This is a genomic window from Aliivibrio salmonicida LFI1238 (assembly GCF_000196495.1).
GTDB lineage: Bacteria > Pseudomonadota > Gammaproteobacteria > Enterobacterales > Vibrionaceae > Aliivibrio > Aliivibrio salmonicida.
Map to the genome: position 1 here is coordinate 39134 of NC_011311.1, position 22567 is coordinate 61700.

Here is a 22567-nt window from a genome sequence, read left to right on the forward strand (position 1 = left end):
ACACCATGAATCCATCTTATATTGTTCAACGTGGCGATACGTTGCTTAACATTGCGATTAATAATGACGTTGCTTTTACCACCCTGCTTAAGTTAAACCCACAATATCAGCCCAATCCTGATTTAATTCATGTGGGTGATAGCGTTCGCCTTCCTGAAGTTCTGAACGATGAGGTGGTAAAACAGGGGTATCTTATTGAGCCCGTGCGCCCTCGTCCTGTATCAGATACCTGTACATTGATGTCTCCACCAGTGTGTCAACCAAAGGAGGTGCATGACATCTTATTTGTGACAGGCGAGCATAAAACGGATTTTTACTGTGTGGGAGAGAAGGCGCATCAATTTGTAAAAGAAGAAGTTAAGGAGACGGATAAGCTGATTAAAGGTTATGTCGAACTTCTTAATGCAACACCTAATGAAGAAAGTGCAACAAAAGAGCAAGTGGCATTACATGCAAAAAAAAGACAAGCGTGGTTAGAGGCGGCGAGTTATGCAGGAGCTATCCACTTATCTGAGTCAAGTCTTGATAGGCAAAGTCAAAGAAATGAAGCAAGAAGACAAACAAACGAGAAAAACAATGAAAATGCGGAATTTATAGAAACACAAATTTCCGAGCTTAAAAAGGCAAAGGCGTTTGTGACTAATTACGATGAGAATGGTTTTTATGTCGATAACGTTTCTGTTGGTGCATTAAGATCAGAAGCGCTTGTGCGTATTGATACCGACCTAGGTTTATTACGTCAGCAACAACTGATCATCGTACAAAAAAGTGCAGAGAAAGCGCAAAGTAAACCATCACCAATAAAACCAAATAATCAGTCAGTCAATCATGCAAATATAAAAGGAAAAAATAAGTTAAAGCGTCATTCAATTGAAGTTTTTTCGGTGCTTGAGAATAAATATATTTATATTCGTGCTGATTTTTTTGACCGAGAACGAGAGCACTGGCGTCAGCTACCAGATAGAACCAATACCAGACAAGCGTTCATTGATAATAATAAAAAAGGCGTCATGAAAGCCGTCGTAAAAGACATTAGTGCTGATATAAGAAGTAATATAAAAGAGGGTCCATTAAAAAATCAGATCGCGAAATGGGATGCAAAAGGATGGAATTGGCTTGAATCCAAGAAGGAATATAACTTATGGGGAGAAGGGGATAACACCAAAATAGCCGTGAGTTATGAAGCACAATTACTTCGCTGGGGGGCGAATGCCGCAGCGACCATCGATAAAACTGGGATTGCTATTGGTGGAGATGCGTCGGTTTCTCTTGCAGAGGCTTCGGTAAAAATAGAAGGCTTCTTACCTTATAAAGGGGGCTACGCAGCTAAGTTAACGTATACCGATGCAAATAAAAAAACCGCCACCTATGCTTTTGGGTGTTTTAGGCTCAAAGGTGAAATGCAATTAAGTGCCTTTGCTGGCGGAATGGTGAGTGCTGGTGCTTCTGCTGGAAAAATACCTCAAGGGGATGGCAGTATTGGTGCCATGTACAGCCCTAATGTTGCTATAGCGACCTCAAATAGTAGCGGTCAGGTAGGCCTTAAAGTGGGTGGTTTTGCAGGAATGCAGGTTGGCGGTAAAGTTACTGGCAGTGCGGAATGGCAAGCCCCACCGAATGTGAAAGAGAGCACTCACATTGATTTTCAAAAATTAGCTGAAATTTCAGGAGAAGGAAACATCGCTGGCGGTCTTGGTGCTGGTGTCGATTTTCAATTAGCTTTTAGGGAAGGGGCTTTTTACTTTGCGTGCTCAGGACGTTTGGTATGTGGTCCTGGAGGGAGTGGCAGCTTTGCTTCTTTGATTAACTTAGAGCAGTTGTGGGAGCTGGCGAAAGTGATCCTTCAAGGACTTCAATGGGTAGGGTATCGATTACTTGAAAATATAGATGAAGAGGCTTACAACTATTTAATTAAGGCCAGTTATTTAGCGTTTACTTCTGAGTTGTTGTGTAAGGAGCCTATTCAAGCTCTTCAGTATGCTGTTAAATCAGGGGAGGAGGTAATTATAGGCTTATGGGATGAAAGAAAGGAAACGATGGATCGACAAAAAGAGGCTGAAATTCTTTCTAAGCGTATCATTAGTGAAGAGGTGTTTAGTGGCGTTCCTTCGGATCAACTGTTGCCTGAAGTGGTAGGTATGATGCTCAATACCTTAGTGGAAGACTTTACTTTACGAAGCGAGGAATCACAAGAGACTGCTATTTGTTACTTATTAAAGAAAACCATTTACAGTTGGCGTAAGTTTGAAGAGATTTTATCTCGTATGAACGATTTTGGTACGAGAGAAGCAGGCTATGAAAAATTATTCGCTAATTTAAAACGTATAAATACGGTCTTAGATGGTGAGCAGCAAAGGGAATTTAATGGCTGGGTTTATCGTTTAGCAAAAGCGAAAAAACAGTCAGAGTTAATGTCCATGCCATTTACTCCAAAAGCTGAAATAAGTTGATGATTGTTAGGTAGTGGAAAGAAAGCAGTTACTTAATAAAGATATGCCCCTAAAGCTAGGGGCATCAATATTAAAGGTTAATTACGAGAGGTCTCAGGCGTTTCTTTTTGAAGAGAGCAGCGAAAACTATTACTTGAATAATATCTATCTACTTCGATATTCTTCGGGATTCTGGCAAAAGTCATCGTGGCTCCTCCCGCATCTCGCATTATTTTTTCTTTTCCTGTTTTTGGACCTCGTGGATTGTGCTCTGGTGATTCTTGGTAATAGGTTGGTGAATACCAATCATTCACCCACTCACTGATATTATTACTCATACCATACACCCCTAATGGGTTGGCTGGCCAGCGGCCAATATAAGCTTCTCTTTCTGTGCTGGAATTGGCTTCTTCATCGGTATAATTAACACGATAGCCTGTTGAAGGGTTGTTATAACCAGAACCAAGAAGTTGTCGATAACCATTATTGGTCGCGTAATAACGCTTTTCACCTCGATTACGAGCTGCATATTCCCATTGTGCTTCGCTCGGTAAGTCAAAAGGCAGCGCCGTAAGATTACTTAACCATTGGCAGTAATTTTTAGCCTCATGCCAATTTATTGTTCTAGCCGCTTGATTTTTCCTATATTGAATGACTTTTTTATACCTATCTGAATGTCGCTTTATGATACCCCCATCAGCCATGTTATCAGCGGCGACAGGTAATCCGTTAATCTGTCGCATCCACTCCATATCCATAAAACTGGTTTCATAAGAAGACATAGAGTAAGAATCAAGCGTTACTTTGTGTATATTATTAGCACCTGTGGTTGTGCTTGATGGGGAAGCAAAACATTGTGAATCTGGTGCCCAATCTATTCGATTGATTGTCCCACTTGGAATTTCACAAGGAGCTCTAAAATCCCCCATTTCAAAACTTCCGCCTTTTACAAAGACTAAATTTTCAATAGCACGAATTGCAGTATTTAATGTATGTTGTTTCAATTCATTTGATGCATCAGGGTACAATTTCTTGATGTTCGTAATGATGGTATCAATCTGTTGTTTTGATACCGTTTCACTTGATGCGCTGATAGAGGAATTCGCATCGTTGCAGCCGCTTAATAATGGCAGTAAACAAGCCAATCCTAACCATTTTTTTTTCATAATTCTTCCTTATAATTTTATGTTTTTATTTTAAGCTATTTGAGTTTGAATTGCAGGAAGTAATCTGTGAGGTTTGTTCTGTATTGATACCTGTCTGTATCAAACAGTACTATTGTTAGATATTCCTTCTCTATTAAAATAAAGTTTCACACTGTGAAACTTTATTTTACTCATGCAAAATCCCTATTCTACCCCTCAGCGATCCCAACAAAAAATAATTTAATTTAAAAACCTAGACACTCCCATTGAATGTGAGACAATAAGCTCAATTGCATGGGAGATCGTCATTTTTGAAGGATATTTAATAATGAATCAACAAGACACACTTACTACTATTCGCTCTTTAGCTAATGTATCTAAGCGTATATCGATAGCAGAAACAGAGCTTAAGCTTACTGGTGATGCACCAAATCAATTGTATTATCGTACTTATAACTTAAATGAAGCGTGTGAAGCATGTAGAAATGTTGATCATCGGAAATTAAAGGAAGTATTAGTTGAATTGGGGTATAACCCAAAATTCTGCTTCCCAATTGATTCTTTATTATTAGAAAAAATAAGAAATAAATTATTACCTGAGCGTAGCAAAAAACGTTCAACAAAGGCTGTTGTGTATGCTTTTTCCAACTTTAAAGGTGGAACTTGCAAAACAACTAGTTGTGTTACTTTAGCTACTGGTTTATGTACTGAAATATTTGATAGAGAGTTAAGGGTAGGAGTTATTGATTTAGATCCTCAAGGTTCTAGTACTACTTTCTTACGTCCAAATATAACCGACGATGATTATTCTATTGGTGAAATATTAAAGCAAGAGTATGAACTTGAAGAAGGTGAGACTCTTGCTAGATTTGTTAATGAATGTTTTCTTGACACTCAAATTCCTAACTTACGTATTTTACCGGCGAGGCCGATGGATAGAAGTTATGAAGCTCAAGTACTTCGGGAACAATTTAATGCAGAACAAACAAAAAAGCACTACGCTCCTCATTTGGAGTTAAAAAAAATTATTGATGCTGTGAGTGAGCAGTTTGATGTAATTATGATCGATTGCTCACCTAACTTCGGAACATCAGTTATTGCGGCACATTATGTTGCAACCTCTTTAATTATACCTGTTCGACCATCTGAGTTAGATAAAGATTCTAGCGTAAAATATTTTGAATTTTTAGAAGATATTTACAGCACTGTACTGTGTGGATTTGATCATAATGGTTATGATCATATTAATGTATTACCGACGGCTGTGAATGAAAATTCTTCAACAGAAATAACTATTGCATCGACATTACGCATTGGCGCAAATAACAACTGCTTCCAAGGTAATTTTTTACATTCAGAAGCAGTCTCTAACTTAAGTGCACGCCATCAAACTATTTTTGGTGAGAGTAAGTCCCAGTACAATGCCACTAAGAAAACATTGCAACGTGCTCAGTTATCAACCTATTCATTAATTGTTGCTCTTTATGAGCAAATTCAATCTACTGAATTCAAGCGAGAAGCATAATGGCTAAAAAGAAAACTAAAACAAATGCTCAAATAGCGGAAGAAGCGGCTATGTTAGCGGGAGTCAGTACATCAACATACCAAAAATCTATTCAACATGTAGAAAAACTCCAGCAAGCTTTTGAAGGTGGTAGGTCAAATCTGACTCTTACTTTTGGGGAAAGGAATGTTAAGTTTGAGCTTCGAACTCTTCCAAATGCAGTAATCGAAACTGAAACGATTGTATCTAAAGAAAACGAGCGTTCACAAAATTTTGTTTCACGTTTATCTGTTATTAAATTAACTCAGGCGATAGAAAAAGAAGGTCAAAAATATCCGGCCATTGGGCAGATAAGTGGTGAGTTAATTGAAATTCTAGATGGTTCCCAGCGTCGCTCTGCTTGTTATTATGCAGGCCATGATTTACTAGTATGGGTTACAAAAGAACAACTAGATAATGAAACTAAACGTACCACCTCTGTTACAGCAAATACATATAAACCATTATCTCTAATAGAGAAAGGTAAGCAGTACCAAAATTTGATAAATGAAGGGACTTATAATAATCCGACTCAACTTGCTACGGCTTTAGGTTTGAATCGAGGATTAGTCTCTGAGTGTTTAAAGGCTGCTTCATTACCTGATTGGCTTATTGATATTATTCCATCTCCGTCTGATTTAGGTCGCCCAACGATTATTAAACTATCAAAGTTTATCAATGAATTAGATGAGAATGAATTAAGTGAAGTAGTATTATTAGCTACTAACTTAAAAGAAAAAACAGAACAATTACGATTAAATGCAATTGATGCTGATAAAGTAAATGGTGATGTTGTGCAAATGATTATGTCTATAAATAATAAAAAGTCTATCGTATCAAAAGTAGCATTCACGTCATTAACTGATGGCTCTAGAGCAAAAGCAATATTGGATAATGGAGATCTTATGCTTAATATCAAAAATGTTGGTGATGAATGTTTAGCTGAACTAAAAGATATATTAGCGAAGTATGGGTTGCCATCAATTTAAAACTTTCACACTGTGAAAGTTTTAAATTTCTAATAGACACATGAAGTTATCTAGCACTTAATCGAATGTGTTGGCGACAATTTAACAAAACGTATTAATTTATTAAACTGTCGCCAATATAAGAGCTTTTTAATCATAACGTTCCTTATTTACTACATTTTCAGTTTTTTTATTGTACTTTCAGCTTCTATAATCATGTAATTTTCGACATACGAAACAAAGGTCGGAAAATTACTTATTGTTTTGGCATAACTATTTGCTAAATCACAAATAAGCTCATTTATGTCTGATTTAAATTGAGCTTCTAACATAAAATCATCAGAGTCTGTATCGTAATGATTTATTGTTGCCCAAAGTCGTATCATATTGTTGCTAAGAGTTATTGATGTACGATTATTTTTAACTGGATTATTAAATGTAAGCTTCATAAGATCTCCTTAACCTCTTGAGTTAACATAAACTCAAGAAGAGCAAGAATCAAAGCTTTATGTTTAATTTTTATTCAAAATACTATAAACAGTTGTCCGGCTGCATCCCAATTCTTTACTGATCGCGTTTTTATTCATCCCCTCACTCGCAAGCTCTTTAATGCGATTATGAAGCGTCTTATTAGGAAAGCGGCCGAGGTGTCTACCTTCTTCTTTTGCCTGCTCCCTGCCCTCATTACAACGCCCTAGGATGCGTTTTCTTTCCAATTCGGCGAAGGCTGAAATGGTAGTATAAATAATACGACCGACATCTGAATTTATATCGAGGTTACCCAAATCATGAAATACCAAACCTGCGCCTTTAGTTGCTAACTGATCAGCAATTTTCAATGCATCAATAGTATTACGGGCAAGTCGATCTACTTTCATTATATGGATTACATCACCATCACGAGAAAAATCGATCATCGCATTTAATTGGGTTCGCTCTGAATCATTACCACTCGCGTTTTCTTGGAAGATTTTGTCACAGCCTAATTCTTGAAGCTGTTTTATCTGAATATCGAGAGATTGTTCTTTTGAGCTGACTCGTGCATAACCAAGGAGCATAATTTGGCCTAATTGTGTTCAAAAAGATATGTGTTACTTTATGGTCATGTACATTAATTATCAATAAGACTTTTTGAACAGGTTTAGTGGGAGATTAGGAGAGTCCAAAAAGGTACACCTTTCTGGACAGTAATTAACCCTGACTATAGGAATTTACAGACCACTATAGAATAAATTACCGTTCAATAGATAAGGAGAACTTTTTGATGATGAAAGATATGTATTACCTAAGTCGTATACTTTTTTATATAGCTCGAACAATTGAATTTATTTTAGTCTAGTCAACTAGACAGAATTCGTATTTAGTTGATGTTGAAGAATATTTTTGCAACAACGCACCATCAAACAATGGGGCACTTGCGAGTTAGAAGAAACAAATAAAATTATTTACAGGGTCCAATAAAAATAAGTGAGCTTATTCTATCGATTTCCATTTCCCCAACTCTTTTGTTGCTAACCATTTCTCACCTACATCATAAATCTCAATGCTTTCCGTATTCATTGGTGCCATTGACGATGAAGAACGTTTAGCCGCTCCAATATTTTTCATGAAAATACTTTCACAATGTAATAACTCTTTTTTAGAGTTAAGGTATTTAACTTTAAACGCTGGCATTATTATTCCTTTACTAATTGCCACACCCAATGTATTAAACTAAATTGGACCCATTTCCTCTTTATATTGCTTAACAATTCTAATCACCGTTCTTGCAGAAACACCGACTAGCTTAGCGGTAGAATTAATACTCAATTCATTATGGACACGAAGCTGAATTATCTTCTCATGCATCTCTAAATCCGGTCGTCGTCCTTTAAATTTTCCTTCCTCTTGGGCTTTATCAATCCCTTGAGCCTGGCGTCTTCTTCTGTCCTGATAATCTTTTCTAGCTATGGCAGCAAGCATATCTAACATCATGTTGTTGATGGCTCTAAACATAGCAGATGTAAAATCATCACTCTGGTGCTTCATTAATACAGCATGACTGGTTGGTAAATCCAAACTAATCACTTTTAATTGTTTTTTATTTATTAATTCTTTAAGTGTCTCCCAATCGTCATCATTAAGACGTGAAAGTCTATCAACTTGCTCTATCAAGATCGCATCGCCTTTTTCTGCATCTTGAAGTAATCGCATTAATTCAGGTCTTTGCAGTGAGGCACCAGAAACATTTTCAATGTACCATCCCGCTATTCGAGCACCTTTATCTTCAATAAATACCTTTAAACTGTCTTGCGCTCTTTTTGCATCTTGCTCTTTAGTTGATGCTCTTAAATAGCCAAATATGTACATATAGGGAGTCAACGTGTCATTTAAATAATGATCTAATACTACATGACAAAAAGGTTATGACAAAGAGTTAAAGAAGCTAAAATACAGGTGGTGACTTTTATCTATACCCTAATGTCATAGGTGGATTTAATGGACAGGAATTTCAAAGTTGAGAGCAACAACAATATCGAGCCATACCTTCAGTCCTCGAAGGACATTCGACAAGACCAATTATTTCTAATTCTCTAAATACACCCAACCTGTTTGTTTTTTACTCAAAATGACATCAAAAAGACGGTTCTATCCTAGTCATGCTGTCTACATTGGCCTTAATAACGCTAGGTTTTCTATTGAACTGACCAATTGACCAAGCTTAGGCCCTCGGATAAATCCGCTGAAAAACATTTTTGAACCACATAAAATACATTCAAATGGGTCTACTTTCATAAGAGCTTTCATCATCGATGCAAAACTAAAAACCATTGGTTTATTCACTTTTTGCTCTAGCTTTTCATAAATAATTGGAAGCATATCGCCACGTAAACGTGTCGATAAAAAACCGAAGTAACGTATCATCTTAAAATATTTTTCTGGGACATGGCTCAGCACCCTCAACATCATTTCTGTTTGAGTAAGCGATAACTCTTTATGTTTTTTGCTGTTGTGGTCTAAGTAGGTGAACGTGACCTCCCCATTCGCATATTCTTTTAGGCGAGAGGCCGCTATCGGCGGCTTCTTTACGTAACTTCCTAAATATTTAGCGGTATGTTTCTTATGGCTTGTCTTTTTGGCGATATTCACATTCCAATGACGATTATATTGGGTGTTTAAAAAACCATTCCAAGACTGAGTGTTTTTTGCTTCATCGCTAAGCTCTGATGGGAATATCAGTCGGTCATAATTATCTCTCAGTAGTTTGATTATCCCGTATCGCCATTGCTTCATTAATGAAGCAAACTTAAATGAAAACTTTTTTAAGTTTTCATGCTTATCCAGTCCTAATTCAGCTAATGCTAAGTGAATATGACAATTAAAGTTTAGCTTCCGACCATAGGTATGAAGAGCCGCAAAAATACCTATGGTTAATTTTTTAGTTTTCGCCTGAGTGAGTAACGTATTTGCAGAAATAGAAAAAAGATCCCCCAAGAGCCATCGGTTTAATTGAAATAAGGGCCAAAACTGACCAGGCATAGTGAAGGTAATATGACGGAATTTACAATCTGGAAGTATTTCACTCTGAGCTGCTATCCAACGCTCTGTGGCCTTTTGGCCACACGAGGGGCATAACTTACTCTTACAAGTACTAAAAACGTATTTTACGTGTGAGCAGGCGTTGTTTCTGCATGAATAGGTTAGCTTCCCTAAGCGATCTGTTTTGCAAGAAAGATATTTTACGACGGCTTCTAATTCTACGGTGCGAAAAGGGTAATTATCTTTGTATGCTTTATAGAAGCACCTGCCAAGAGTAAATAGATGTTTAAAATGATTAGGGTCGTACATAGAAAAGGCTAACGTGATGTTGTCACGTTATTGTATTCGAAAGGGTTGCAGCGTGGAAGCTGCAACCGAAGGTTGCTTATCTTGTAAGGCATCATTCCATTTATTTTTTTACATTTTCATTCCCAATAAAATTTCAGCTTAATATCACACTTTAACGATTTTGGTTAAAGTGGCTATAGATCCCGTCACTCTGCCTAGAAATGAATTATATAGACAGGATTGAGTTTTGATAAAATAGTAAATTGATTTGGCAATTAACATAACTTGTGTATGCAATGAAAGTAGATGATAGAAAATTTGTAAATGCGTATTATCCGTGGAATGAAGAATTAGCAAGAGAAGCGAAAGCGGATACCCCTCATCATGAGCCAATCAAAGAGAAACCGGTTGCTACGGCAGCGTTTGAATATTCGATTGAAATAGCTTGTACGCTTGATGAATTAAATACTTATCAAGTGGGTGCGTTTTCTTTAGGGAAAACGAAAGAAGAAGAGAGCATATCGTTATGGACAAAATCCCAAACCGATAAAGGATTTAGCTTACTGACTGCAAGCGTAAAGGTAAATGAGCCAAAAAGCCTTACTCGTGAATTTTTCATTTCAAGCGGTCACTGCCTCACTTTTAACGATGTGTCTCCAGTTAAAAAAGGCTCTGGTACTCATGCTAAGTCCTTTGTTCCGATTAAACCTTCTATTCAAATCTATGACCGCTTGGCATGGCCTAAAGTCGGCTTCTTTTATCATTTCATTAATGATGAATTAGAAAATGAATATCCACTCTCTGGTGGTGACAAGTGGTCATTTAAAGTGACGTATTCAAAAGGAAAAGTACTGTCTTCTGATTTATTATCAGAGCATGAATACGCCTTTATTTTATTGCCTTGGAAAATAAACAATACGGTTATCTCTCGCCAACACTTACTGTATACCAAAGAGAAAATGACCCAAGAACAATTGAGTGAAATTAACGCTCAATGGCTCGATGAAAGCGCGTGCCTGATTAATCCCGATGAAGTGGTTACTGCTCGTTCAGATAAAATTGTCATGAGAGAGCAAGAAGACAATGGACGAATCACTTATACGGTTCAATCTGGTGATACCTTTGGCTTAATAGCGAAAAAGCAAGGGATTACCTATAATGGACTTCTGACTTTAAACCCTCAAATAACGAACCCTGATTTAATTCAAGTGGGTGATGTTGTAACAATAAAAGACACACCTCCAGAGCAAGAAAGCATCCAGTTTCATGTGTGTAAAATCAACTCAGAGACAGGGCAACGTGAAACGTGGGGCGAAATCGCAGAGCAACATGGTATGGGTGCGAAAGAGTTGTATGATTTAAATGCAGATAACCCAATGCATAAAGACGGAGCCTTAGCGTTAGACAACGAATTACGAGTGAAGAACACAGCACAGAGCGAAGCACCTGACGTCGTTTATAGAAACGCTCAAAGTCCAGAGGACGTAAGCGGTGATAAATGGGTATTTTCTTTTGCTAATGTGTGGAGTGTGATAGAGAAACCATTCTCAGACGTTGCCCATATGTTTGTGCAAGACGATACGGCTCTGAATAAAAACACGAGCGTTATTAAAGTCAATTCGATACGACTTCATTCTAAAATATTATCTGACTCTGATGGACTTGAGGCGATAGCTCAAGAAAAGAAAGGTGCGATTAAGAAAGGCGATAAAGACGCGCCCAAGAGCAATGAAATCAAAACCATTCAAGAGGCGTTACTTACGCTTAATTTTGATTTAGGCAAATACGGTGCTGATGGTGATTTTGGTAGCGGAACTGAGCAAGCGGTGATTGATTTTCAGCGTGAGTTTGTGCCAACGCATGAAGTGCATCCTGAATATGAAATGAAAAAGTCTGATGGTGTAGTGGGAAATCAGACGTTACTAGCCTTAGATGAAGCTGTTACAATCAAATGGAAGTACGTTAGAAAATGTAAATTAATGATTGACCATCACTTTATACAATTGTTAGAAGGAACAAAAAAAGAAGGCTATGTTCCAATGCCAGATAAGAGTCAAAGTGGCGTTACTATTGGGAGTGGTTTTGACTTAGGAGCTCGAAATGTTAATGATTTAATTAGCATGGGGCTACCTGAATCATTGGTTGAAAAATTCACACCTTATTTAGGCTTAAAAAAATATGAGGCTGTTAATAAGTTGAAAGCATTACCTCTTTCACTTACCGAGGCCGATCTTTCTATTGTAGAAGCAACAGTTAAAAAAAGTGAAACAGATAAGATTATAAAATTATTTAATTCATCAAGTAAGGTTAAGTTTGAGTGCTTGCCAGCTAACGCTCAAACAGTCGTAGCATCTGTTGCTTATCAATATGGTTATTTACCGCGTAGAGCTGAAAAATTTTGGGAACAAGCTATTAATCAAGATTGGAATGGTATGTATGATAATTTAATGGCGTTTGGTGATGATTTTGAAGTTAGACGACATAAAGAAGCTAAATTAATTAAGGAGATTTTGTAGTGAAAAAATTATTACTATTAATGTATGTTTTTAGTTGTTCGGTTTCTGCGTTTCCTATGAAAGATATTTATAATAATCTCGATATCACATCGTTTAATAGCTCATTAATGCCGTTGAGGAAAGGGGAGGAGAGAACATTCAAAGATTTTAATAAAAAATTACCTACTCCTATCTTTAGTGAAAAAAATATTTTATTAGATGATGATTATTGGACTTATTCTTTAACTGTTATAAAAGCTTCTAGTGATAATGATTATTATGTCTGCTTTAAAGATAAAGCAAAGATGGGGACTTATGACTCACAAAAACCGATGATTATTCGTAAGTACGAGCGGTATTATGTTGCTATAAGTTCCAGTTCTAATGTTTGCGATGATTATGCTAAGTAATTGAAGTAAAAAGGTCGCCTAAAAATTAGCGGCCTTTCTTTTAGCTCGTGATCACATTTTAATTCAAATATCACTAAAACTAGTCATAACTTCATTGTTATGTGCCAGTTGGGCTGTACCTAATCTAACTACCTGTATAAATACCAACCAATCAAGGACGCTCATTGATTTGAGCGTCGCTGAATAGCTCTAAACTGGTTTAACTTATACGCGCATAATAAACACCGACTTTTGTCGGAGTTTGGTCGATTTTTATTTATATCAACTATCACTAAGTAAATTATTATTAATTTGCTCTAGCCAGTACTTTCTCTGGTAGTCATTGTTAGGCATTTCTAATTCATCACAAACATTAGAGATAAAGGTCTTACACAGAAAGTATGTATCTGTGTTAGTGAAATCAGATTGATGAGTATTCATAATCTTACAACCTAACCCAACTAAGTTAATACATCTAGCAGCGAAATCATGCATTTTCATTGGCATATCGTTTCGCGACATCATTTCACCCATGTAAGCCATAGGAAAGAATGCGTTCTGACTTAAAGGTGTTGCTATTGCTTGGTTATTGCACGCGTTATTCACAATTCCCGTGATTCCATTGTTCACTACATCAAATAGCTTATCCACTGTTTTTCCTCTATAATTTGTGGTCAAATTTTGTTTAATATAACACTTATTCAAAATGAAGAGAGGGCGCTAACCCTTAAAGTTAGACATTTTTGTTTAGCGGCCTTTTTTTACTCGTGATCACGTTTTAATTCAAATACCACTAAAATTAGTCATAACTCCATTGTCATATGGCAGTGGGTCAAATCCTAATGTCACCAGTTCAAAAGATATACACATATTATTGGATTAATTGAAAATAATTATCTCTAATAACTTTTTTAAGGTTGCAAATAACCTGAATTGGTAAATGGTTTCTACCATCAACTTATTTTTACTGAAAAACAACCCAATATTGAAAAGATAGTTCATGAAGATGAAGCTCTACCGCACTATTATTTAAAAGGAAGTTACTGAGTAATTATTGATTTAAATAGAAAACAGGGGGGAGATATAACCAAGAAGTGCATAATGCTAAATCTTTAGGGATTAGATGTGAAAAACCCCAGCAAAGCCGGGGCATTCGAAGCTTTAGCCATATGTAGAAGTGACTAGAACCCATTCGCATGGGGGATGAACACGATTACTAGCTGATTTTGTTTAAATATACATGTTGTTAATGGTATAGTCAACAATAATTCTATGTTCTTCAAATGGTTGGGTTTATGCCAAGTTCTATCACTTACGCACCTATTTTTGACCTCATATCTGAACCAAGATTAAGAAGTTTTGATGTTTTCTTCGATGAGGAAGCGAGCGAAATGGAAAGGTATGGCGCATATATTTGGTCTCAAAATGCATCCGCTGCCCTATATCCTCTCATGCAGCAATTAGAAATCTTGTTAAGGAACTCCGTTGATCGAGTTGCAAGAAAAAGATTCGGCGATTATTGGTGGGATAACATTTCAGTTGATAAAACGAAAAGTGATTGGAGTAATTTTAATTATGGGATTAATAACGCAATTAAAAAACTTGAAAGAAAGTGGAAAAAAAAAGAGCGAGAAAGATTAAATTTACAAGCAGGTGCCGCGCTCCCAACTCCAACGCCAACGTTTGACCATGATGATATTGTTGCTACAACAGATTTCGGCACATGGAAGGAGATTTTCATCAGTGCACACTATACATCTGAACTTGACGAGCAAAATAAATATTTATGGCCTAAATCTATGAGCAAGGTATTTAAGCGTTATGACTTACTTGGAAGTAATACTGAAGAGGCTAGAGTTGAATTCTTACGTTTAATTAACGAAATAAAGGATTATCGCAATAGGTTATTTCACCATGATTGTATTTGGATTAAATCAAAGTCAACAGATCAAAAGAGTGCAATAGAGACAATAAGGCACAAAATAAACTTACTTGAAAAGCTAATTAAGGTAATCAGTCCAATAACACACTCAACATTGAGTACGTGGGGTGTTTTTTATCATGCTAGACGTATCTGTTCATGGAGAGAGTTAAAAATATATTTAACTTTCGAACAAGAATGTTCGTTTACCGCAGCAGAGGTTGATTCTTTGTCTGAGCGTTTTAGTTCAGTATCTAGTCATAACGCGACTGTTTCTATGGATTATAATGGAGTGCCATTTTGCATCCATAAGTTAAGATAATTTATTATGGGGCATATGATATGACGATAACCATCGTCATATTAAACCGGAAAGCAGTTAACTCTAACGACCTTTTTTAGCTTATGATCACATTTTATTTCAGTTCCCACGAAAACCAAGCATAACTCTATTGTCATATATCAGCTGGCGGTACCTTAAACCTTAATGTCATAGAGTGGTATTGATTGAATTATTAATAAGTATGAGATTCTATTAATTAAACAGTTTTCATTTATAATCCGATTCCATGAAATATACGAATCAATTTTAAAACGTGCGGGATACCAAATCACAGTATCAGAATCGAAAACTCTTAAGGGAACGAGTAAAGTTTCTCTCTCTGTCGGGCTAGCAGATAATAAAATTGGTTCTGATATATCAATGGAATTAGCGAAGCAGATTAACAAGAGAAGCTTAGAGTTAGAAAATACATTGTTTTAGAGGACTTTCATTACCTTGAAATTGATACGCAAGTTGACTTTTCAATTGCGCTAAAGGCCTATCATGAAGAAAGTTCACTTTGTTTTAATATGCATATAGGTGAAAGATGTCAGTTTCAGAAGATTTCAAACAGTTTTTAGTTAATATTCGTATAGACAACTCGGGCAATATTAGTAATCGCTATGGTCAAATAACTAAAGCGCTAAACAAGCAGTTCCGAAATACAGAATCTACTATAGCAAATACACTTCAAGTTGGCTCATATGGGCGATATACGGGTATCAAAGGGATATCTGACCTTGATATGCTTTACATCATGCCAGACGGAAAGTGGGATACTTACAAAGATAAGCAAAGCCAGTTACTTAAAGATACTAAGGATGCTATTTTATCTCGTTATCCTACAACAGATGTGAAGGTAGATAGTCTAGTCGTTGTGGTTAGTTATCAGAATTTCAAGGTCGAGGTGCAGCCTGTATTCGAACAAGACGACGGTAGCTTCAAGTACCCTTACACGCATAAGGACGGCTCATGGCGTATCACCAAACCTAAGGATGAAATTAAAGCTCTGAAGGAGGTTAACGAGGCGAAAAATTATAACCTGAGACCGTTATGTAAAATGGCTCGAGCATGGAAAAATAAGCATGGCGTAGCAATGGGAGGGCTTCTGATTGATACCCTCGCTCATAACTTTTTAAATAACAGCGACGCATACGATAATAAAGGGCCTCACTATTACGACGAGATGTGCCGTGATTTCTTTGAATACCTAAGCAACTTACCGAAACAAGAACGCTGGAATGCACTTGGCAGTAATCAGCATGTTAAAGTAAAGAAAAATTTTCAGCAAGCTGCCAAAAAAGCATTTGACCTTTGTGTTGAAGCTATCAATGACAGCAATAACGAAAAATGGCGAAAAATCTTTGGTCGCGGTTACCCTCAAAGTGTTGAGAACCTTGCGGCTATTGTCGAAAATCGTCAGACTTGGCTTGATACGGAAGAGTTTATTACTGACAAGTACCCTGTTGATATCCGATATCATATGGCAATCGACTGCGACGTTTCCCAGAATGGGTACCGTGAATATTCACTGTCTTATATGCTACGCAATTTTGTTCCTTTGAGAGCTAATAAGTCGCTGTTTTTCAGCGTTTCTGAAATTGAAGTACCTAAGCCATATTTACTCAAATGGAAAGTGGTCAATCGCGGGCCAGAAGCAGAGCGTATGGACTGTATCAGAGGTCAAATCTTAGATGATTCGGGCTATGGGAATCGCAGTGAATCAACCAACTTTAATGGAGAGCATTCTGTTGAATGTTATGTCATCAAAGATGGCGTCGTTGTGGCGCGCTCTGAAATTACTGTGCCTATCGCAAGGTGATACTTTTAAAATATCACTTGCGATAGGTCACTATTATTAATAGTGGAAACACACTACAAACTAGAATGGCGATATATATATGGTATCAAACTCCCATGCTAGCACAACGTTGCTGGATCAAATACGAGAGTGTTACGGTAGGGTTGTCTGGACACACAAGATACATGAAAAGTGTGCGGATATTATCAATAAAAGAAACAACCGCCTAAAATTCTGGCAGATAGTTCTGTCAGCGATAACAACAACAGGTATTTTTGCTGCTGTCTTTGGTGATATATCTGAGATTGGTTATGTTTCTGCTATTATTTCTCTTGTATTAACGATCCTTAATACGTATGTCAAAAAATACGATCTTGGTGGCCTAGCACAGAAGCATTCAGATGCGGCAAGCAGTTTATGGAATATTCGAGAATCTTATTTATCTCTCATTACAGATATAAACTCAGGTGCAATTGGTGATGATGATGTCAGAAAAAAACGAGACGTTTTACAAGCTACCTTGAATAAGCTTTATAAAGGGGCTCCAAATACCGATGTAGGCAATGCTTACCGGAAGGCATCAGAAGCATTGAAATATAATGAGGAATTTACCTTTAGTGATGAGGAAATAGATATGTTTTTACCTACGTCTCAACGGAAAATCAAAAAATAGGTTTGAGAGTAGGAGGCGACTCCCCCTCCCCCAACGCTGCTGGTACGCATAAAATATTTAATACGTACTTAACATAACAGCCGTAATAACACCGTTTTTTGAGAGGTTATTTTTTGAGAGGTTAAACATCATTCATTGGCTTGTTAAACATCCAGCGTCTATGGGGTTAATTCAAAAATGGTGAGTCAAATTTCCCCATACTTTTTGGTATGTATAACAAGCTTGCCAATAATTCTTTCTATATGCACATAACACTTTAACTAATCAAGGTGTTATGTGGCTAATATCAACTATTCACGTATGCATTTCATGCTATATTCGCTAAAAATCATAGACAGTTATTGCTCGCGACATACTTATAAACTAACGGTAGTCACAAGGGGGCTGTTGCAACTAATCTGAGTCAGTAAATAAGTCCTACAATAGACTTATTATTATTCGAAAATAACCTCAACATTGAATAATCGGTTTATGAAGGCGGATCTCTCCCGCACTACGGTTTTACGTTTATCATTACGTAACCAGAAATCAAATTGTCCCTTATTCAACATTCGTAAAGATTCAAATCCTTGAATGGTTGACCAAGCTCGCTTCCTCAGTTTGAAACCACCGGCGGCCACGATCAATTTCTTAATGGGGGCATGATCGGACTCAATGCCATTATTGAGGCATTTAACTTGCCGCTGCTCGACATCCTCTCGTAGTCGTCCTTCCTTCTTCAGTCTAGCAATAGCATTGGCGTATGAGGAATGTTTGTCCGTGTTTAACGTTTTAGGTTGATTGTCTATGTCGTAATATCTTAAGCAACGCTTAAGGAATTGGTAGGCCGCTTCTTTATTGCGCTTGTGGGAAAAATAAAAATCGAGTGTCTCTCCTTGCTTATTAATAGCACGGTAAAGGTAGTGCCATTTCCCCTTCACTTTGACGTAGGTTTCATCAAGTTGCCAGGATGAGTCGGTTTTGATGAATTGATAATTACGACGTAACTTTTTTCGTAATTTAGGGGAATATTCAATAAACCAACGGTAAATAGTGGAGCGATTAACCGATATGCCTCGCTCTGCGAGCATATCACTGAGATTTGCGTAACTCATTGGTGTTGAACCATACCAACGTAAACACCAAAGTATAATTTCTGGTGCAAAGTGTTTCCATTTAAAGTCAGGATTGGTCATTGGCTACGAAATAGTATGAAGGATTGTGGGATCTTGGCGTTAAACTGAATTTTTTGCAACAACCCCGAGAAGAGAGAGGGTTAAACATACCGCCTATAAATATGGCGGGTCCGATTCGAACAGGAGATTCATCTTTTAGTTCAACGACAGAGTTTGGTTTACAAAATATACCTAGTCATAACTTACGCTCTTACTTTAATGGTGGGTGGAAGCCATCAAACATTCCTGAGAACCATTTTCTTTCACAGTTCCGTCATCAGTTTTCTAAACATTTTTATGAAAGTTGGTCTGGGGCAGGGTTTGATGAAGTGCAGGATCCGATAAGTAAAGAGTGGGCATATGTATATGGGGCAACAAGTGCTAGTTATTATTCCCCTTTTTATATATTCCGTTCAAGCTATTATCGTGACTGGGAAAGTCATATTACAGCTAAGTAAATATGGGAACTATTTTATACATTAACGAGTACCAGAAGTAATGGGGTAACAATAAAGGTTGCCTAAATGAAGTGACTCCCAATAGTTGGACAACCAATTCTAAGGGGTTACTTCATTTGCGACCTTTTTTATAAAACGCTAAGCAACGGGGAATTTTTGTTTTTGATGAAGAACTCGCATAACTTGGATCGTCGAATCAGAAACATTATATGATATGAGCATAGATATTTCGGGAATTATCAAAATTCGCCCTCTAATCCCGTTCCTTTGAATTCCCATTAACGGCTGCTCTAAAAGATTATTCACTTTAAGTTCGATTATCTTATCGGTTTTTTCTGCTGCTTCTGGGTTGAAATCATGGAGAAACTCAAAGATTTTCTCGCGGTCATTAAGTGATTCTTCTTCCCAAAAAATCATGATAATCCCCTATTACGGATCTTATTTTTACGGTGTTCCATCTGAGAATTGGCATGTTGTTGCTCAATGAAATTAGCCTCTCCAGAATCAATTTTTTTAAATGCAGTGTTAATTTGTTCACTTAACCAGGTATCATGCGTCATTGCTTTACGTTGTTGTTCTGCAAGTTGTTCTATAAGTTTACGGCAAGCACCACTAAGAGTTCTGCCTTGGCTTTCTGCCATCTGTTGAGCTAAATGTTTAGTTTCTTCTGCAACACGAAATTGTATTCTAGTTTCCATAAATTACCCCAGCCATACGTATGTACAAATGTTAGCACTTAAACGAGAGATTGACAACGAAGGTGATACGATCACGTTTTAATTCAAATTTCACGAAAACCAGGCATAACTCTATTGTCATGTGACAGTTGGAAATACCCTAATGTCACTTATCTGTTGATTGTTCCATTAATAAGTATTGCGTTCTATTTTTTGTAACTTTCATCTACACTAGGGGTCTACGCCGAAACCGCCGTTTTTTTCGTCCCACTAAAAATAGATGTCCGTAAGAGAAACGTTAAATGGACAGAGTGAATCACGTGCCAACAACGCTATAATCACTGATTATCATGTCTCATATGACTGGTACGATACAATTATCATTTAAGGCTCTGTATTCGTACACATTCATTTGAGGTAGAATCCCTTTAAATCAAGTGATGGTGATGATTGTATTCTAAAATCGGAAATTTCGGCGGTTCCTGCTTACAACCCCAAATCCGGCCAAGCTAATTGTCGTCTAATAGTAATTACCTTCTAAAGATAATTATTTTATGGTACGCTGCCCCTCTTTTTTTGTTTTAGAAGTAAATCATGTTTCGGATTACCCAATTTGCTTTAATGTATTTATTGTCATTGCCTTTACTCGCTAGCTCTTTAACTCCATTGGCGGATGATTATATAGAGAAAAATGGGCTAAGAAAATCAGCTGCTCAATTGCTAGTAACAGGAATTGTCGCCGACTATAATAACTTCTCGTATAATAAAAAAACGCAAGAATTATTAAATCTGAATGTGGGCGGGATTATTATAAATGCCTACAATGTTCCTGTTCCTCACAATACAAATAACCGTAATCATGCAATACAAATAATAAAAGATTTTACTAATTCAATTCGTAGTGTTCATGTAGATGGGAGTGATCTTTTAATTGCTGTAGATTTTGAAAGTTATAGGTATACATCTCTTCGGTATCCTTTAATTGCACCTCCAAGCGCACTTACGTTATCAGCTAACAATTCTACTAAGTCTGCATTTAATGCCGGAGATGATGCCGGTAGACAATTAGAAAATGTAGGTGTGAACGTTATACTCGGCCCAGTATTGGATAAAGACTCAAAGTTACAGGGTACAAGAAATACAAACTTAATGAATAGAAGTTTTGGTAGTGATTCTAAGGTTATTTCCGTATTTGCTTCCGAGTTTATTAGGGGAGTAAGTAATAATAGAGTAGCGACATTTGCAAAACACTTTCCTGGGTATGGTTTTGTTGATTCAAATCCACATAATGACGATAAGGTCGATATTAACGCTCCAAGAAAAACAATAATTGAGGATTTAAAGCCATTTAGTAATACGAGTTCTCTACTTTCTGGAGTAATGACTTCTCATTTATATATAAATAAGTCGAATAGGCCTTTGACTGTAAGTAAATCAAACTTAGATTTATTGATTAATAATGAACACCTTAATTCTTTAAGAGAAAAAATAATTATAACTGATGACATCTCAGGAATGGCTTCCATTCAGCAGTACAGAAATGATGATGGCATAAGTAACTCAAGACTTGTTTTAAATGCGTTTAAAGCTGGGCATGATCTGATCTTAATTAGTCATTTAGAGCATCATAGTAATAATAAATTTACAGTTAGTGATGTACGAGAATCCATTGATGAACTAGAAAAGTATGTACGAACAAAAAATGGACTGTCGCAGCTTAAAGTATCGTTAGAAAAAATACTGTTTTTAAAGAAAAAGGTTTCATTGAAAAAGCAGGCAGTTAATTTAGTAAATGCTGATTATTTAAAAGTTATTGAAAGCAGAAATTTGGAGATCTACAAAAATGGAACTATTAATGTAAGTAGCTCAGATGTAGATACCAATACAAATTTCATGGACTTTGTGAACTCGGAAAACAAGGTCTATATAGTAGGGAATTCTAGGTATTTTGATAGCATACAACATAATATCCCTGCGAGTAAAAGTGTTGTTTATACAGACATCAATGAACTAAAAAGAGGGAGCACTAAAGGGGCTGTTTTAATAAATAAAATTGGATTAAAACTTTCTAAGACTGTTGCAGATGGAAACTACCTTGTTTTTCTTGTTTCTTCTCTAGATTCGTACAATATCCTTGAATCATTGAGGTTACATAATACTGACCCTAGTAGAGTTTTAGTTTCAGTTCATGGGTCCCCGCTACCAATAAAAACGGCTACTCTTCTTAACTATAAAATAGTGACGAACTTTGACTATTCTCCTAGTTCTGCTTACCCACTTGGCTTAATTCTTAATGGTCATTTAAATCCAGGTAATCTTCATAAATCACCATTGGAATTAGGGAATGGAGCGATATTTAAGTTATCAGATCGAATGGATATTGAACATAGTGGTAGTGATAGTGACTTGACAAAGAAAATAAGTAAAGAGGGAGAAAACAATCTAAATGTTAAATTCTGGCTATTAATTTTGCCTGTCAGTCTTATTTTTGGTTCAAAAATCATTTCAATGAGTATTTTTTCTTGTCATGCAAAGAAGTCTCCAGATCTTGATAGTAGACGTACGTTTTGGAGAGAGGCTTTGGTAAGTAAAGCTTATTTTAAAAGGAAAATTGCGATTTTGGCATTACTGTTTTTAGGGTTTATTGCAATACCTATTTTTATATCTTCACCCGGGGACTTTAGCTATATAGTAACATCTTCTGATTATGTATTTGAAACTAGTACGGTAAAAAATATTGTAGATATATTAATGTATGTTGATAAGTTTCTTGTAAAATTGTAAT

Annotated in this window: 20 protein-coding genes; 10 read left to right on the forward strand and 10 right to left on the reverse strand. The window is 36.6% G+C overall.

The window, feature by feature from the left end; all coding sequences use genetic code 11:
* The first annotated feature begins 5 nt into the window (after positions 1-5).
* A complete protein-coding gene (locus tag VSAL_RS21910; protein WP_012548876.1) occupies positions 6-2450 on the forward strand; it encodes a LysM peptidoglycan-binding domain-containing protein in 2445 nt (814 codons plus the stop codon).
* Between the two features lie 77 nt (positions 2451-2527).
* Here the strand turns inward: VSAL_RS21910 and VSAL_RS21915 are convergent, their stop codons facing one another.
* Positions 2528-3595 carry a formylglycine-generating enzyme family protein gene (locus VSAL_RS21915; protein ID WP_012548877.1) on the reverse strand — a complete coding sequence of 356 codons (1068 nt, stop codon included), beginning with the start codon at positions 3593-3595 and terminating at the stop codon, positions 2528-2530.
* Between the two features lie 307 nt (positions 3596-3902).
* Between VSAL_RS21915 and VSAL_RS21920 the strand changes: the two genes are divergently transcribed.
* Positions 3903-5099: a ParA family protein gene (locus tag VSAL_RS21920; RefSeq protein ID WP_012548878.1), complete on the forward strand. Its 1197-nt coding sequence runs from the start codon at positions 3903-3905 to the stop codon at positions 5097-5099.
* The gene (locus VSAL_RS22510) at positions 5099-6106 is read left to right on the forward strand and encodes a ParB/RepB/Spo0J family partition protein (protein ID WP_012548879.1); all 1008 of its coding nucleotides are present in this window, start codon (positions 5099-5101) and stop codon (positions 6104-6106) included. Before VSAL_RS21920 ends, VSAL_RS22510 begins: the two co-directional genes overlap by 1 nt.
* 152 nt (positions 6107-6258) lie before the next feature.
* On the opposite strand, the gene VSAL_RS21930 is transcribed toward VSAL_RS22510, so the two are convergent.
* The 5 genes from VSAL_RS21930 to VSAL_RS21950 all read right to left on the reverse strand — a co-directional run bounded on the left by VSAL_RS21930 (position 6259) and on the right by VSAL_RS21950 (position 9913).
* Positions 6259-6534, reverse strand: a complete 276-nt coding sequence (locus tag VSAL_RS21930; RefSeq protein WP_044583686.1) for a hypothetical protein — start codon at positions 6532-6534, stop codon at positions 6259-6261.
* 63 nt (positions 6535-6597) lie between these two features.
* Positions 6598-7143, reverse strand: coding sequence for a recombinase family protein (locus VSAL_RS21935; RefSeq protein WP_012548880.1), 546 nt, complete (start codon positions 7141-7143; stop codon positions 6598-6600).
* Between the two features lie 415 nt (positions 7144-7558).
* Positions 7559-7759, reverse strand: coding sequence for a hypothetical protein (locus VSAL_RS21940; protein ID WP_044583687.1), 201 nt, complete (start codon positions 7757-7759; stop codon positions 7559-7561).
* Between the two features lie 39 nt (positions 7760-7798).
* A complete protein-coding gene (locus VSAL_RS21945) occupies positions 7799-8434 on the reverse strand; it encodes a recombinase family protein (protein WP_012548882.1) in 636 nt (211 codons plus the stop codon).
* A 297-nt stretch (positions 8435-8731) separates the two neighbouring features.
* Entirely contained in the window at positions 8732-9913 is a 1182-nt protein-coding gene (locus VSAL_RS21950; protein ID WP_012548883.1) for an IS91-like element ISVsa21 family transposase, read from the reverse strand.
* A gap of 275 nt (positions 9914-10188) precedes the next feature.
* Here VSAL_RS21950 and VSAL_RS23125 point away from each other — a divergent pair, with 275 nt between their 5' ends.
* Complete coding sequence (locus VSAL_RS23125) at positions 10189-12408, forward strand: pesticin C-terminus-like muramidase (protein ID WP_012548884.1); 2220 nt, start codon at positions 10189-10191, stop codon at positions 12406-12408.
* Positions 12408-12797 carry a hypothetical protein gene (locus VSAL_RS21960; RefSeq protein WP_012548885.1) on the forward strand — a complete coding sequence of 130 codons (390 nt, stop codon included), beginning with the start codon at positions 12408-12410 and terminating at the stop codon, positions 12795-12797. The genes VSAL_RS23125 and VSAL_RS21960 overlap by 1 nt, the downstream gene beginning before the upstream one ends.
* A 261-nt stretch (positions 12798-13058) precedes the next feature.
* Here the strand turns inward: VSAL_RS21960 and VSAL_RS21965 are convergent, their stop codons facing one another.
* Positions 13059-13427 carry a hypothetical protein gene (locus VSAL_RS21965; protein ID WP_012548886.1) on the reverse strand — a complete coding sequence of 123 codons (369 nt, stop codon included), beginning with the start codon at positions 13425-13427 and terminating at the stop codon, positions 13059-13061.
* A 644-nt stretch (positions 13428-14071) separates the two neighbouring features.
* Between VSAL_RS21965 and VSAL_RS21970 the strand changes: the two genes are divergently transcribed.
* The 3 genes from VSAL_RS21970 to VSAL_RS21980 all read left to right on the forward strand — a co-directional run bounded on the left by VSAL_RS21970 (position 14072) and on the right by VSAL_RS21980 (position 17493).
* Positions 14072-15019 carry an Abi family protein gene (locus VSAL_RS21970; protein ID WP_049940478.1) on the forward strand — a complete coding sequence of 316 codons (948 nt, stop codon included), beginning with the start codon at positions 14072-14074 and terminating at the stop codon, positions 15017-15019.
* Positions 15020-15566: 547 nt separating this feature from the next.
* Positions 15567-16841 (forward strand): SMODS domain-containing nucleotidyltransferase, encoded by a 1275-nt coding sequence (locus VSAL_RS21975; RefSeq protein ID WP_012548888.1) that lies wholly within the window; start codon positions 15567-15569, stop codon positions 16839-16841.
* 79 nt (positions 16842-16920) lie between these two features.
* Positions 16921-17493 (forward strand): SLATT domain-containing protein, encoded by a 573-nt coding sequence (locus tag VSAL_RS21980; protein WP_012548889.1) that lies wholly within the window; start codon positions 16921-16923, stop codon positions 17491-17493.
* Positions 17494-17927: 434 nt separating this feature from the next.
* Here VSAL_RS21980 and VSAL_RS21985 read toward each other — a convergent pair whose 3' ends face one another.
* Positions 17928-18668 carry an IS6-like element ISVsa4 family transposase gene (locus VSAL_RS21985; RefSeq protein WP_012548890.1) on the reverse strand — a complete coding sequence of 247 codons (741 nt, stop codon included), beginning with the start codon at positions 18666-18668 and terminating at the stop codon, positions 17928-17930.
* A gap of 23 nt (positions 18669-18691) precedes the next feature.
* Here VSAL_RS21985 and VSAL_RS21990 point away from each other — a divergent pair, with 23 nt between their 5' ends.
* The gene (locus tag VSAL_RS21990) at positions 18692-19105 is read left to right on the forward strand and encodes a hypothetical protein (protein WP_148234228.1); all 414 of its coding nucleotides are present in this window, start codon (positions 18692-18694) and stop codon (positions 19103-19105) included.
* 138 nt (positions 19106-19243) lie between these two features.
* On the opposite strand, the gene VSAL_RS21995 is transcribed toward VSAL_RS21990, so the two are convergent.
* Both VSAL_RS21995 and VSAL_RS22000 read right to left on the reverse strand, forming a co-directional pair.
* Positions 19244-19522, reverse strand: a complete 279-nt coding sequence (locus VSAL_RS21995; RefSeq protein ID WP_012548891.1) for a type II toxin-antitoxin system RelE/ParE family toxin — start codon at positions 19520-19522, stop codon at positions 19244-19246.
* Positions 19519-19803 (reverse strand): DNA-damage-inducible protein J, encoded by a 285-nt coding sequence (locus VSAL_RS22000; RefSeq protein WP_012548892.1) that lies wholly within the window; start codon positions 19801-19803, stop codon positions 19519-19521. The genes VSAL_RS21995 and VSAL_RS22000 overlap by 4 nt, the downstream gene beginning before the upstream one ends.
* 573 nt (positions 19804-20376) lie before the next feature.
* Here VSAL_RS22000 and VSAL_RS22005 point away from each other — a divergent pair.
* A complete protein-coding gene (locus VSAL_RS22005; RefSeq protein ID WP_012548893.1) occupies positions 20377-22566 on the forward strand; it encodes a glycoside hydrolase family 3 N-terminal domain-containing protein in 2190 nt (729 codons plus the stop codon).
* The last annotated feature ends 1 nt before the right edge of the window (position 22567 follow it).